General features: G+C 73.7%; 15 protein-coding genes. 11 read left to right on the top strand and 4 right to left on the bottom strand.

Annotated features, from left to right (window positions below; all coding sequences use genetic code 11):
• Window positions 1-26: 26 nt before the first annotated feature.
• The gene (locus tag QPJ90_RS05210; protein ID WP_290133399.1) at window positions 27-692 is read right to left on the bottom strand and encodes a hypothetical protein; all 666 of its coding nucleotides are present in this window, start codon (window positions 690-692) and stop codon (window positions 27-29) included.
• A gap of 168 nt (window positions 693-860) precedes the next feature.
• On the opposite strand from QPJ90_RS05210, the gene QPJ90_RS05215 reads away from it, so the two are divergent.
• The 9 genes from QPJ90_RS05215 to QPJ90_RS05255 all read left to right on the top strand — a co-directional run bounded on the left by QPJ90_RS05215 (window position 861) and on the right by QPJ90_RS05255 (window position 8,490).
• Complete coding sequence (locus QPJ90_RS05215; RefSeq protein ID WP_290133400.1) at window positions 861-1,805, top strand: type II CAAX endopeptidase family protein; 945 nt, start codon at window positions 861-863, stop codon at window positions 1,803-1,805.
• Window positions 1,792-3,090, top strand: a complete 1,299-nt coding sequence (locus QPJ90_RS05220) for a histidine kinase (protein ID WP_290133401.1) — start codon at window positions 1,792-1,794, stop codon at window positions 3,088-3,090. The genes QPJ90_RS05215 and QPJ90_RS05220 overlap by 14 nt, the downstream gene beginning before the upstream one ends.
• Entirely contained in the window at window positions 3,087-3,755 is a 669-nt protein-coding gene (locus QPJ90_RS05225; protein WP_290133402.1) for a response regulator transcription factor, read from the top strand. The genes QPJ90_RS05220 and QPJ90_RS05225 overlap by 4 nt, the downstream gene beginning before the upstream one ends.
• A gap of 106 nt (window positions 3,756-3,861) precedes the next feature.
• The gene (locus tag QPJ90_RS05230) at window positions 3,862-4,887 is read left to right on the top strand and encodes a hypothetical protein (RefSeq protein ID WP_290133403.1); all 1,026 of its coding nucleotides are present in this window, start codon (window positions 3,862-3,864) and stop codon (window positions 4,885-4,887) included.
• 75 nt (window positions 4,888-4,962) lie between these two features.
• Window positions 4,963-5,784 (top strand): glycosyltransferase family 2 protein, encoded by an 822-nt coding sequence (locus QPJ90_RS05235; RefSeq protein WP_290133404.1) that lies wholly within the window; start codon window positions 4,963-4,965, stop codon window positions 5,782-5,784.
• Entirely contained in the window at window positions 5,781-6,593 is an 813-nt protein-coding gene (locus QPJ90_RS05240; RefSeq protein WP_290133405.1) for an endonuclease/exonuclease/phosphatase family protein, read from the top strand. The genes QPJ90_RS05235 and QPJ90_RS05240 overlap by 4 nt, the downstream gene beginning before the upstream one ends.
• Window positions 6,590-7,216, top strand: a complete 627-nt coding sequence (locus tag QPJ90_RS05245) for a hypothetical protein (protein WP_290133406.1) — start codon at window positions 6,590-6,592, stop codon at window positions 7,214-7,216. The genes QPJ90_RS05240 and QPJ90_RS05245 overlap by 4 nt, the downstream gene beginning before the upstream one ends.
• A gap of 97 nt (window positions 7,217-7,313) precedes the next feature.
• Window positions 7,314-8,009, top strand: a complete 696-nt coding sequence (locus QPJ90_RS05250) for a YafY family protein (protein ID WP_290133407.1) — start codon at window positions 7,314-7,316, stop codon at window positions 8,007-8,009.
• Between the two features lie 70 nt (window positions 8,010-8,079).
• A complete protein-coding gene (locus tag QPJ90_RS05255; protein ID WP_290133408.1) occupies window positions 8,080-8,490 on the top strand; it encodes a VOC family protein in 411 nt (136 codons plus the stop codon).
• Here the strand turns inward: QPJ90_RS05255 and QPJ90_RS05260 are convergent.
• Both QPJ90_RS05260 and QPJ90_RS05265 read right to left on the bottom strand, forming a co-directional pair.
• Entirely contained in the window at window positions 8,438-9,088 is a 651-nt protein-coding gene (locus QPJ90_RS05260) for an NAD(P)H-binding protein (RefSeq protein ID WP_290133409.1), read from the bottom strand. The two genes, QPJ90_RS05255 and QPJ90_RS05260, sit on opposite strands and share 53 nt — an antisense overlap.
• A gap of 34 nt (window positions 9,089-9,122) precedes the next feature.
• Complete coding sequence (locus QPJ90_RS05265) at window positions 9,123-9,569, bottom strand: SRPBCC family protein (RefSeq protein WP_290133410.1); 447 nt, start codon at window positions 9,567-9,569, stop codon at window positions 9,123-9,125.
• A 130-nt stretch (window positions 9,570-9,699) separates the two neighbouring features.
• Between QPJ90_RS05265 and QPJ90_RS05270 the strand changes: the two genes are divergently transcribed.
• Window positions 9,700-10,188 (top strand): DUF4126 family protein, encoded by a 489-nt coding sequence (locus QPJ90_RS05270; RefSeq protein WP_290133411.1) that lies wholly within the window; start codon window positions 9,700-9,702, stop codon window positions 10,186-10,188.
• 194 nt (window positions 10,189-10,382) lie between these two features.
• Here QPJ90_RS05270 and QPJ90_RS05275 read toward each other — a convergent pair whose 3' ends face one another.
• Window positions 10,383-11,831 carry an MDR family MFS transporter gene (locus QPJ90_RS05275; RefSeq protein WP_290133412.1) on the bottom strand — a complete coding sequence of 483 codons (1,449 nt, stop codon included), beginning with the start codon at window positions 11,829-11,831 and terminating at the stop codon, window positions 10,383-10,385.
• Between the two features lie 68 nt (window positions 11,832-11,899).
• On the opposite strand from QPJ90_RS05275, the gene QPJ90_RS05280 reads away from it, so the two are divergent.
• The gene (locus QPJ90_RS05280; protein ID WP_290133413.1) at window positions 11,900-12,871 is read left to right on the top strand and encodes an NAD(P)-dependent oxidoreductase; all 972 of its coding nucleotides are present in this window, start codon (window positions 11,900-11,902) and stop codon (window positions 12,869-12,871) included.
• Window positions 12,872-12,873 lie beyond the last annotated feature (2 nt).

Below are 12,873 nucleotides of genomic sequence, written 5' to 3' on the forward strand. Positions count from 1 at the left end.
CCAGGCCGGTGCGCGCCCGCTCCGGATCAGGTGATGACGACCTGCGCGTTGACGAGGATCTCGTGGAGGTCGTCGCGCAGCACCTCGCGGGACGGCACGTCGATCTGCACGGTCAGGGCGACCCCGGGCCGAGCGAACGCACGGGCGACCGTCGCGGTCCAGGTGCCGTCGGCCTGTCCCGCGATCGACAGGAACTGCGCCGTGCCGCCGCCGGCCGTGGGCAGGAGTTGCTCCTCGAGCCCCTCGACCGGAGCGCCGGACGCCCGGAAGAGCTGTTCGGTCGCGGCACGGTCGCCCATCGTCGGATCGAGGCCGGTGACCCGCTGCTGCGTGACCGTCGCCACGGCGCCGTCCGACCGGGTGTACTCGGTCGAGCCGGTGCTCGGGTCGGAGCGGGTGAGCTGCCACTCATCCAGTGACGACACGGAGACGCCGAACGCGGGCAGGCGGGTCGACGAGAGCTCCGCGCCGTCCTCGAAGGTCAGGTCCTCCGGCTGCGCTCCCGCAGCGGTGCCGCCGACCCCGTCCGAGGCGTCGGCCGTCGGTGTGGGCGTCGACGTCGGGCTCGGTGCGGCCGTGCGCGGGGCTCCCGCAGCGTCGCCCGCGTCGGTGTCGGTGGTGCTGCACCCGGTCAGCGCGAGTGCGCCGACGACGAGCGCGGCGACGGAGGTGGTCGTCCTGGACAGCGTCATGGTGTGTTCCCCCTGTGGTCCCCGCCGGGCGCCCCTCGCCGCGGTGGGTCGTCCACGAGCATACGGACGGTCGGCTGCACGCAGCGGCCTCCACCGAAGGATGCAAGTCCGGGAGGTGCGTCCCTCCGCCGGTCGTCCGGAGCGCGGCGCGTTCCTAGCGTCGGAGGCATGACGAACCACATCCACTCCGGCGCGGACCGGCCGGGCATCCGGGGCACCATCGCCCGGAACCCCCTCCGCGCGTTCTTCGTGCTCGCCCTCGGCCTGAGCTGGGTCGCGTGGGTGCCCTACATCCTGTCGCCGCACGGCCTCGGGGTGTGGGACGTGCACTTCCCCGAGTTCCTCGGCACCGCGCAGTTCACGGGCGTCCTGCCCGGGGCACTCCTGGGGCCGCTCGGCAGCGCGTTCCTCGTCACCGCGGTCACGGACGGCCGCCCGGGCCTCCGGCGCTGGGTCGGCCGGCTCTGGCGTTGGCGGGTGTCGTGGCGCTGGTACGCCCTGGCGCTCGTCGGGGTCCCCGCGATCATCGTGGTGTCCGGGCTGCCGCTGTCCGGCGGACAGGTGCAGGCACCGAGTGCCGCGGCGCTGCTCATGCTCGTCCCCGGGCTCGTCGTGCAGGTCTTCACGACGGGGCTGTCGGAAGAGCCCGGCTGGCGCGACTTCGCCCTCCCCCGACTGCAGGACCGCTTCGGACCGCTCGGCGCTGCCGGGATCCTCGGACCGCTGTGGGCGCTCTGGCACATGCCGCTGTACCTCAGCGACTGGGGCGGCTGGCCGGACGCGCACTGGACCGAGCCGCTCGTGTTCGCCGCCTTCACGATCACGTTCAACGTGGTGATGATCTGGGCGTTCAACCGCACGGGCGAGAGCCTGCCCCTGGTCCTGCTCCTGCACGTCGGCGTGAACAACACGATCTCGACGCTCTGGGCCGACATGTACCCGGGCATGACCGCCGGGACGATGATGCTCGGACTCACCGTGATCTCGACCGTGGCCGCCGCGGTGCTGCTCGTCGCGACGCGCGGTCGGCTCGGGTACGTCCGACCGGCAGCGACCGGCCTGCCGACGCCGTCCGCCCGCACCCTCGTAGGATCGAACGATGGCACGCGCTGACGCCCGCACCGACCTCGTCGTCGCGGCCGGGACGGCGCTCGTGTCGGTCGGGCTCCTCAGCGGCCTGCCGAGCCTCGACGCCCTCGACCGCCTCGACGAGACCGGGTCGCTCGGGTCGTCGGCGGCGGTCGCCTCGGGGACGCCGCCGGTCGGCAGCGCCGCCTGGGTGAGCCTGTTGATCTCCCTGCTCGTCGCGTCCGCGCTCCTGCTGTTCGCGCGCCGTGCGCCCCGGACGACCGCGCTCGGCACCGCGATCATCGCGGCCGCTGCGGCATCGACCCCGAGCGGCGCGTACAGCCTCGTCCTGCTGCCCGTGGCGGTCGCGGTCGTCCTCCTCGGCTCCCGTGAGCCCCTCGCCCGCACCTGGCCGGTCCTCGTCGGCACCGCGGTGCTCGTCGCGGCGGGCACGGCGATCAACGACGCGGTCCTGTCCGGGTCCACCCGGTCCGGCGCGCTCGACGGCGTGGCCAGCTCCGGAGGCGCCGGTGCCCTGCAGGCCGTCGGTGCCGTCGGCCTCCCGCTCCTGGTCGCCCTGCTCGTCCGCTCCCGGCGGGACGTCCGGGCCGCCCGCACGGCCGAGGCGACCGCCGTCGACCGGGAGCAGGACGCCCGCGTCGAGGCGGCGATCGGCCGGGAGCGTGCCGCGATGGCCCGGGAACTCCACGACATCGCCGCGCACCACCTGTCCGGCATCGCCCTGATGTCGGCGGCGATCGACCGGCAGATCGACACCGACCCGGTCCGCGCCCACGAGGGTGTCCGCCAGGTCCGGGAGCAGAGCACCGCCGTCCTCGAGGACCTCCGCCGCCTCGTCGGGCTCCTCCGCGAGGACGGCCCCGCCGAACGCGCGGTCGAGACGATCGCGGGCATCGTCGACCTGGTCGAACGGTCCCGCGTGCGGATGCCGGTCGAGCTCGAGGTGCTCGCGTCCGACGAGCACCCCCTCGCGGACGGCATCGGACCCCTCGCGCAGCTCGCCGCCTACCGCGCGGTGCAGGAGTCGCTCGCGAACGCGGTGCTGCACGCTCCGGGTGCGCGGTGCACGGTGACCCTCGACGACCGCGCTGCGGAGCAGCTCGTCGTCCGCATCGCGAACGACGCCCCGACGCCGTCGACCGGGGGTGGGGCCGCCGCCGGCGGCAACGGACTCCGCGGCATGCGCGAGCGGGCGGACCTGGTCGGGGCGCGCCTCCAGGCTGGTCCGCAGGACGGAGGCGGATGGCTCGTGGAGCTGACGCTCGGCCGGGAGGCACCGCTCCCGCCCGCCACGGAGGTGCAGCCGTGATCCGGGTCCTGGTGGCGGACGACCAGCCGCTCGTCCGCGCCGGCGTCTCGGCACTGCTGGACGCGGAACCCGACCTCGAGGTGGTCGCGGTCGCCGCCGACGGCGGCGAAGCGCTCGACCTCGCCCGACGGACCCGTCCGGACGTCGCGTGCCTCGACATCCGGATGCCGGTGCGGAACGGCATCGAGGTCGCGCGGGAGCTCTGCGCTCCCGGCGCCGACCCGGAGGTCGCGGTGCTGATGCTCACGACCTTCGACCTCGACGACTACGTCTTCGGCGCCCTCGAGGCCGGCGCGTCCGGGTTCCTGCTCAAGGACGCCGAGCCCGACGTCATCACCGGGGCGGTCCGGCAGGTTGCGGCGGGGAACGGCACGCTCGACCAGGCGCTCACCCGCCGGGTGCTCCGCGAGTTCGTGTCACGCCGGAGCCTCCAGCCGGTGACGGGCGACCGGGCCGACGGGTTGCTCACCGCCCGGGAGCGCGACGTGCTGCTTCTCCTGGCGCAGGGGATGTCCAACGAGGACATCGCGGCCGCCCTCGTCGTCGAGGTCTCGACGGTGAAGTCGCACCTGGCGCGGATGCTCCCGAAGCTCGGGGTCCAGTCGCGGTTGCAGGCCGTGGTCTGGGCGTACCAGAACCGCATCGTGTCGGTGCCCGAGTCGTAGCGCGCAGGTCCCGAACGAGGGCCTGACGGACGCGGGTGCCCGTGCTTACCATGGGCGCCGATCAGGGACGGCGGAGGACAGGGCCTCCGCCCGGGGAGGAACCACCATGTCCGTCCGGACCACGCCGCGCACCGCCGCGGTCGGAGCATCCGCCGCCGTCGCCGCGCTCATCGCCGTCGCTGCGCCGGCCGGGACCGCCGCGCCCGCAGACGCCGCGCCTGCGAGCGCCGCGCCCGCGAACGCTTCCGGGACCTCGTGTCCGTCCGGCACGCTGAGCCTCTCGACGCTCCGGTCCGGCTGCACGACATCGGACGGGACCATCCGGTTGTCCGACGGGCGCACCTTCGCGATCCCGGCCCGCGGTGTGTCCGTCGTCGCGCTGAGCGTCGCCGCCCCGGGAGCAGCCGCGCCGCCCGAGGTCGTCGTCGCGAACACCGGCCGTGCCGGGGTCGCGGTGCGGGTCGGTGACGCCTGGCAGGGTGCACCCACCGCGGTCCGGCAGCAACAGAGCGCGGCCAGCGCGACGGGCAGCGCCGCGACGACGGGTACGAAGGCCCCCGCCTCGACGAAGTGCACGAGCACCGCGAACAAGCAGAACGACTACCGGTGGTCGAGCACGGTGCAGTGGTACTACAACGGCACCGGCTCGAAGGGGACCTACGCGCAGTCAGCCCTGCAGAAGGCCGCGAACGCCTGGACGGGCAAGATCTCGTCGTGCGGGAAGACCGTGACCTCGACCGCGGCGAACACTTACGTGCGCGCCGCCGCGCAGGCCCCGAACGTCACCGCCAAGGGCGGCTGCTCGGCGAGCAGCGGGTACAGCGTCACCGGCTGGGGCGCGCTCCCGGCGGGGACCCTCGGCGTGACCTGCGTCTGGTACGACCAGGACGGCGTCGTGAAGGAGGCCGACCAGCGGTACTCCACGAAGTACGCGTGGTCGTCCACGGCGTCGTGCTCCGGGAACCGCTTCGACGTGCAGGCCGTCGCGACGCACGAGTGGGGGCACCTCTACGGGCTCGGCCACGTCGCGAGCGGCACCGGCCAGGTGATGGAGGCGGCCGAGGGGCCCTGCGCCCTCGGGAGCCGCACGCTCGGGTTCGGGGACATGACGGGCATCGCGGCGAAGTACTGAACCGGCGGTCGCACTCCGCCGCGTTCGCCGGCGGAGTGCCACGACCGCCCAGACGGCTCCTGGTTGGTTGGGACCATGGCAGCGCCCCCGTCCGTCACGGTCGTCGTCCCCGTGCTCGACGACGCCGAGCACCTCCGCGCCTGCCTCGCCGCCGTCTCCAGGCAGACCCGACCGGCCGACGAGGTCGTGGTCGTCGACAACGGCAGCACCGACGACAGCGTCCGGGTCGCGCTCGCCGCCGGCGCCCGGGTGGTGCACGAACCCCTGCGCGGCATCGCCTCGGCCGCGAGCGCCGGGTACGACGCCGGCACCGGGGACGTGGTCGCCCGGATCGACGCGGACACGATCGTCCCGGACGACTGGCTCGAGCGGGCGCTCCCGTGGTTCGACGACCCGCTCGTCACCGCGGTCACGGGCCCCGGTGCGTTCCGCGACCTCGGGCCGATCGCCTCGGCGTTCTGGCGGACGATGTACATGCGCGCCTACTTCGTGACGATGACCGCCGCGCTCGGCCGGCCGCCGCTGTACGGCTCGAACGCGCTGTTCCGTCGATCGGCCTGGCGAGCCGTGCGGCACCGCGTGCACCGCACCGACCCGAACGTGCACGACGACGTCGACCTGTCGCTGCAGTTCGACCCGCGATGGCGGACCGTTCTCGACCGGACGCTCGTCGTCACCGTGTCGGGCGGCCCCGTGCAGGATCCCCGGGGTCTGCTCCGGCGGACGCTCAAGGCCGAGCACACCTTCACGGCCTCGGGGCTCCGCGCGGTGCCGCCCGGGCGACTGCTGCGACGCTTCCGGGACGGGACTCTCCCGGTACCGACCGGCCCTGCGCGAACCCGACGGGGCACCGAGGTCTCCTCGACCCCGGAGTCCGCCGCCGGGGTCTCCGCGTGACCGACGCCCCCGACCTGCACTGCACGACCCTCAACGTGCGGCGGCCCGTCCCGCACCTGCGGCGCGACCACCCGGACGCCTGGCGCAACCGCCGTGGGGCGCTCGCCGCGTTCCTCGACGCCGAACGTCCGACGGTGCTGGCCGTCCAGGAGGCCGTCCCCGCCCAGCTCGACACCGTCCGGGCAGCCCTCGGCACCCGCTGGCGAGCCGTCGTCGCGCCCCGCAGCCGAGCCCGCGACGCCGAGCACGTCGGACTCTTCGTCGACGCTGAGCGGCTGCGCGTGGTCGACCGTCGCACGATGGCGCTGTCACGACGACCGGACCGGATCGGCTCCCGGTCCTGGGGCAGCCTCTTCCCGCGGATCGCCGTGAGTGCGGTCCTCGACGACCTGGCCACCGGGGTGCGCTTCACCGCGATCGCGACCCACCTCGACCCGTTCTCGCCGCTCGCGCTCCGGAACGGCGCCCGGCTCGTCGGTGCCCTCGCGCGGGACGCCGGGACGCCCGTCGTGGCCATGGCGGACTGGAACGCATCGGAACGGTCAGGGGTCGCCCGGGTGCTCGGCGCGGCAGGGCTCCTCGACACGTGGGACCTCGCGGAGGCGCCCGAATCCACCGCGGTGGGCACGTACACGAACCACCGGCCACCGAAGCCCGGCGGCGCACGCCTCGACCGCGTCCTGGTGCGGCCGGGCCACGGCACCCGTGCCCGGGTGCGGTCCGCGACGATCACCACGGGCGCACCCGGCGACCCCGCGTTCTCCGACCACGCCGCCGTCTCGGCCGTTCTCCGGTGGGAGGCCGTGTGAGCACCCGCGCCCTGCTCCGGACGCTCGGTCCGACGTTCCTCCGGCCGCCGCGCGGTACGGAGTGGGCTGCCGACGTCGTCCGCGTCCTCGTGGCGCTGAGCGTCCCGGTCGCGGCGATCGGCTGGGGCGCGATCGACCTCGCCGTCGCTCTGCTCGCGCTCCTCGGAGCGGTCGTCCCACGGATGCTCGGGCTGCGGCCGGCGTTCGACCTCGCCGTCGGGGTGCTGTCGTCCGTCGCCGCGTGGAGCAGCACGCTCGACTGGTACACGACCGTGTACGGGTGGGACAAGGCCGTGCACGTCGTGCTGGTCGGCCTGCTCGGCATCCTGCTGTGCCTGATCGCGTCCGACCTCGGCGTGCTGCAGGACGTGCGGACGCTGTCGGTCGCCGCCCTCGTCGTGGTCTGCGGAGCGGCCGGCCTCGCGATCGGCGGTGTGTGGGAGATCGGCGAGTGGGTGGGGCACACCTCCCTGGACGCGTCGATCTTCGTGAGCTACGACGACACGATCGGCGACCTGGCGGCCGACTTCGTCGGCGCGCTCGCGGGCGGATCACTGCTCCGGTGGGCGGCTTCCGACCGGCGCGTGGTCCAGCCCGGGGACCGTCCTACGATCGGGGGATGACCGACCGCCGCAGCGATCCCTCCGCGGTCTCCGCCCGTCGACCGGGAGGCCCGTGGCCGGGCCGCACCGTGCCTCCCGTCCGCCTCCCGGTCACCCAGTGAACCGCACCGACCGGCTCTACGCGCTGGTGGAGGCACTCCGCGCGGTCGCGCCGCGACCGCTGAGTGCCCGCCGCCTCGCGGAACGGTTCGAGGTGAGCGTCCGCACGGTCGAGCGCGACCTCTCCGCCCTGCAGCAGTCGGGTGTGCCGATCTGGGCCGAGCCGGGCCGGACCGGCGGCTACTGCCTCGACCGCGAGCACACCCTCGCGCCGCTCGGCCTGACGGTGGACGAGGCGCTCGCCGTCACCGTCGGCCTCGGTGCCCTCACGACCGGGCCGTTCCGAGCCGCCGCCGCGAGCGCCCTCGGGAAGGTGCACGCCGCGACACGGGACGAGCGGCTCGCGGAGTCACTGGCCGTCGCGCGGCGGATCGCGTTCCTCGAACCTGACGACGACACCCCGGTCGGCGACGTCGTGACCGCAGCGCTGCGCGACGGCGCGGTCCTCCGGCTCCGGTACCGTGACCGGGACGGCGAGCCGAGCGACCGCGAGGTCGAGCCCCTCGGGTACGTCGTCCGCGACGGCGTCTGGTACCTCGTCGCCTGGTGCCGTCTGCGGCGGGCCGTCCGTGCCTTCCGTGCCGGCAGGATCGAATCGCTCGAGCCCACCGGCGAGCACGCGCCCCTGCGACCGTTCCGCGCCGACGAGCTCGACATCCCGCACGGTGTCACCCGGCACGCGGTCGAGGACTGACCGCGCTGCCCGTCGCGCCGTCGGGAATCACCGACAGGACGGTGTCGCGGAGCACCCCCACACTGCCGACATGGCATTCGCATCGATCCGCATCATCACCGACGACCTCGACCGACTCGTCGCCTTCTACGAACAGGTCACCGGGACCACGGCCCACCGACCGGCACCCGTCTTCGCGGAGTTCCGGGGCGACCACGGTCCCGTGCTCGCGATCGGCTCCACCGCCACCGTCGCGATGCTCGGCGACCGCGCGCCGCAGCCCGGCAGGAACGACTCGGTGCTCGTGGAGTTCGAGGTCGCTGACGTGGACGCCGAGTTCGCGCGGCTGCGCGACCTGCTCGACGACGTCGTCCTCGAACCGACGACGATGCCGTGGGGGAACCGCTCGACGCTGTTCCGCGATCCCGACGGCACCGTCGTCAACCTGTTCAGTCGGCCGCTGCCCGCAGGAACGTCGCGATCGCCGTGGACCCACCGTTGAAGCGGATCGTGCGCCCGGCGGTGGAGGGGGCCTCGACGACGTCGGCGACCACGTGCGCGACGTCACCGCGGGGCACCTCCGACGACGAGCCGTCCCAGTCGACGCTGCCGGTGGGCTCGTCGTCGGTGAGGGTGCTCGGCGCGACCACGGTCCACGCGAGCCCGGAGTCGCGGAGCACCGCGTCGGCGACGTACTTCGACTGCGCGTACGCGAAGAAGTCGTCGTCCTGGGGCACCCCGTGGTCGAGGACCGATCCGGACCACGACACCATCACGTAGCGCTCGACACCGGCACGGGCGGCCGCCTGGACGGTCAGCACCGCGGCGTCACGGTCGATCGCGTAGGTCCGGTCCGCGGACCCGCCACCGGCGCCCGCCGACCACACGACGGCGTCGTGCCCGCGCACGAGGTCCGTGAACGACTCGAGGGTCTGCTCCTGGATGTCCGCGACGCGGGGCTCGCCCCCGTGCGCCCGGACCTCGTCGGACTGGTCGGCGTCGCGGATGACGGACGTGACGGTGTGGCCGCGGTCGCTGAGGATCTTCGTCGCGAGGAGCGCGACCTTCCCGTGACCGCCGAAGAGGATGACGTTGCTCATCACCCGGACGGTACCCGGCGGGCCTCCGTGCGACTCAGCCGCGCTCCACGACGGCGCGGAGCTGGCGCAGTCCCTTCTCGAAGTCCGGTCCGACGAGCTTGTCGAGCGGGAACACCCGGGTCATGAACGTCCGCGGACTCTCCATCCGCCAGGTGACGTCGGTGCCGTCGCCCGTCGGGACGAGCACGAACCGGGAGACGCTGCTCGACCGGAACGGCTTCGTGAACTCCAGCGCGACGACGACCCCGTCGGGCGTGACCTCGGTGACCCGCATGCTGCCCGCTCCGGCCTTCCGGTTGCCCGACCACGCGTACGTCGCACCGACCGTCCCCGGCTCGCCGGTGTACTCGCGGTGGAGGTCCGGGTCGGCACCTTCCCACGGGGACCACGCCTGCCACCGGGTGAGGTCCGCCAGGTGCGGCAGGACGGCGGCGGGCGCGGCATCGACGTGCTCCCGCCGCTCGACCGTGATCGTGCTCATGCGCCGATCGTAGGAGCACCGCGGCGCCCGCGGTAGGGGTGGGCGTCGGCTGTGGAGAGGCGACCCCTCACAGCACGGGGTGCGTACCGTCACGAGCGGACCACGACGCGTCAGCCAGGAGGAGACACCGATGAGCACCGACCACGAACAGCGAACCCTCGTCCGGACCCTCGCGCTGGGCGTCCTGAGCGGCGGCCGCAGCGCCACACCCCTTGCCGTGCTCGCGCTGAACCACGGCAACAAGAAGCTCTCCGGCGCGTGGCAGGACTGGAAGGTCTTCGCGACGCCGCTCGGTCGCGGACTGCTCGTCGCGGGTGCGGTCGGCGAGCTCATCGGCGACAAGCTCCCGGCGACGCCGAGCCGGATCGGCTTCCCGGCGATCCTCGGCCGGGTCGCATCGGGTGCGCTCGCGGGTGCGGCGCTCGGCACGACGGGTCGCCGCAACCTCGCGGTCGAGGGTGCGATCCTCGGCGGCGTCGGTGCGATCGTCGGCAGCTTCGTCGGCTGGGCGGCGCGGAAGGCCGTCGGCGGCGTCACGCACCTGCCGGACCCCGTGGTGGCGCTCGCCGAGGACGCCGCCGTGATCGCCGGTTCCGTGAAGGCCGTCACCGCCGACTGACGCGCGCCGCACTGCGTGCTGCGCGCTGCGTGCGCCGCGACCCCGAGACTCGGCTCGGCGGACCGATCCGCGGTGTGCGCACCACGAACGTGTCCGCGGAGCCGAGTCTTGGCGCACTGGGCGCGACCACCGGTCGGCCGGGAGGCACGGGGCGGGCCCGCACCGCGCCTCCCGGCCGGTGGGTGGTGACCACCTCAGGCGGTTGCGGGCTCCGCGGGAGCGGTCGCCTCCGCGCGCAGGCGGTGCCCCGGCATGAACGACACCGCCACGAGCAGCACCAGCGCGATGACCGCGATCGACACGAACACGACGTGCATCGCCGTCATGAGCCCGGGTCCCTCGGGAGCACCTGCCGCGTCCAGCCGCACATGAGCGTTCACGACCGCGCCGAACACCGCGACGCCGATCGCCGACCCCATCGACCGCGCGAACATGTTCGTCCCCGTCACCGCTCCGCGCTCGTCGTGGGCTGCCGACGACTGCGCCGCGATCAGGGTCGGGACCGCCGTGAGGCCCATGCCGGCACCGACGACGAAGCAGGACACCGCGACGAGCCACACCGACGAGGACGACCCCAGCGCGATCGTGGCCGCAGCGCCGAGCAGCACCAGCGACGACCCGATGAGCGCCGTCACACGGAAGCCCCACCGCAGGTAGAACCGCCCGGCCTGCGAGGCGGAGATCGGCCAGCCGAGGGTCAGGGCGGCGAGGGCGAACCCGGCGATCAGCGCCGACGTGCCGAGGACGTCCTGCGCGTAGATCGGGACGTAGGTCGAGAGCCCCATCACGATCACACCGATGACGAGGGACGCGATCGTCGAGGCCGCCACGACCCGACGCTGCAGGAGTGCGAGCGAGAAGATCGGGTGCGCGGTCCGGAGCTCCACGACGATGAACACCGCAAGGAAGACGACCGCGGCGGCGAAGATGCCGATGGAGGCACCCGAGTCCCACGCCCATGCCGTCCCGCCCTCGAGCAGCCCGAGCAACAGGGCGGTCGTCCCGAGCGTCAGCAGCACGGCACCCGGGTAGTCGATGCGCTGGCGGGGCCCGTCGGTGGAGCGCTGCTCGGTGTATGCCCGGACGAGCATGAACCCCGCGACGACCGCCAGCGGGACGTTGATCCAGAAGATCCACCGCCAGGCGCCGAGCTCGCTGAACACCCCGCCCAGCGTCGGGCCGACCACGGACGAGATGCCCCACACCGACGCGAGGTACCCCTGGGTCTTCGCCCGCTCCTCGAGCGTGTAGATGTCGCTCGTGATGGTCATCGAGACCGGCAGCACGGCACCGGCGCCGAGACCCTGCACGACCCGGCCCGCGATGAGCGCCGGCATCGACCAGGCGGCGCCGCACAGAACCGACCCGAGCAGGAACAGCCCGATCCCGACGAGGAGCAGGCGCTTCCGGCCCAGGACGTCCGCGAGCCTGCCGTAGATCGGCACCGACACCGCTTGGGCGAGCAGGTACACGGAGAACAGCCACGGGAGCTGCTGGAAGTGCCCGAGGTCCCGGGCGATCGACGTCGACGCAGTGGCGATGATCGTCGAGTCGAGGGCGACCAGCGCGGTCGCGAGCATGAGGGAGAGCAGGATCGGCCCGCGCTCGGAGCGCAGGCCCACACCACCGGATCGTGCAGCCATGCGGGCAGCAAGTCCGTTCCGCGCTGGAACATTCCGGTCCGCAGGACACCAGGCCTAGCGTGGCCGGCATGCGCATCGTCGTCATCGGAGCCACCGGCCACATCGGCACCTTCCTCGTCCCGCGTCTCGTCCGGTCCGGCCACGAGGTGGTGATCGTCACCCGCGGGACCCGTTCCGCCTACGTCGACGCCCCGGAGTGGGAGCAGGTCGAGCGGGTCACCGCCGACCGTGAGCAGGAGGACCGCGACGGTACCTTCGGCTCCCGCATCGCCGCACTGCACGCCGACGTGGTGATCGACCTCGTGTGCTTCACCGTCGACAGCGCCCGGGCGATGCTCGACGCGCTCCGCGGGTCGGACACGCACCTCGTGCACTGCGGCTCGATCTGGCGGGCGGGCGTCTCGCACGTGCTGCCCATCACCGAGCAGAACGCGACGCCGCCGTTCGGCGAGTACGGCGAGCAGAAGGACGCGATCGCCCGACTGTACAAGGAGGAAACCGTGTCAGGCGGTGTCGCGACGACGACGCTGCACCCGGGCCACATCAGCGGGCCGGGCTGGGTGCCGATCGGTCCGCTGGGCAACCTCGACACCTCGGTCATCACACGCCTCTCCGCGGGCGAGCCGGTCGAGGTCCCCGGCCTCGGTGCCGAGTCGATGGCGCACGTCCACGCGGACGACGTCGCGCAGGCGTTCCAGCTCGCCGTCGAGCACCGGCACACCGCCGTCGGCGAGGCCTGCTTCGTGACGGCCCCGACGGCGCTCACCGTCCGTGGGTACGCCCACCTCGTCGCGTCGTGGTTCGGCCAGGAGGCGCGGCTCGAGTCCGTCTCGTGGGACCGGTTCCGGGAGACCACGGCTCCCGACGACGCCGACGCCAGCTGGCAGCACCTGTCACGGTCGCAGGTCTTCAGCCTCGACGAGACCCGGCGGGTGCTCGGGTACGAGCCGGCGTACACGGCCGAGGCGACCGTGCTCGACGCGGTGCGGTGGCTCGTCGACAACGGCGAGGTCGAGGTGGCGCGGCCGCTCGTCGTGTGACC

Origin of the sequence: Curtobacterium sp. 458 (genome assembly GCF_030406605.1) — a bacterium.
Classification (GTDB): domain Bacteria; phylum Actinomycetota; class Actinomycetes; order Actinomycetales; family Microbacteriaceae; genus Curtobacterium.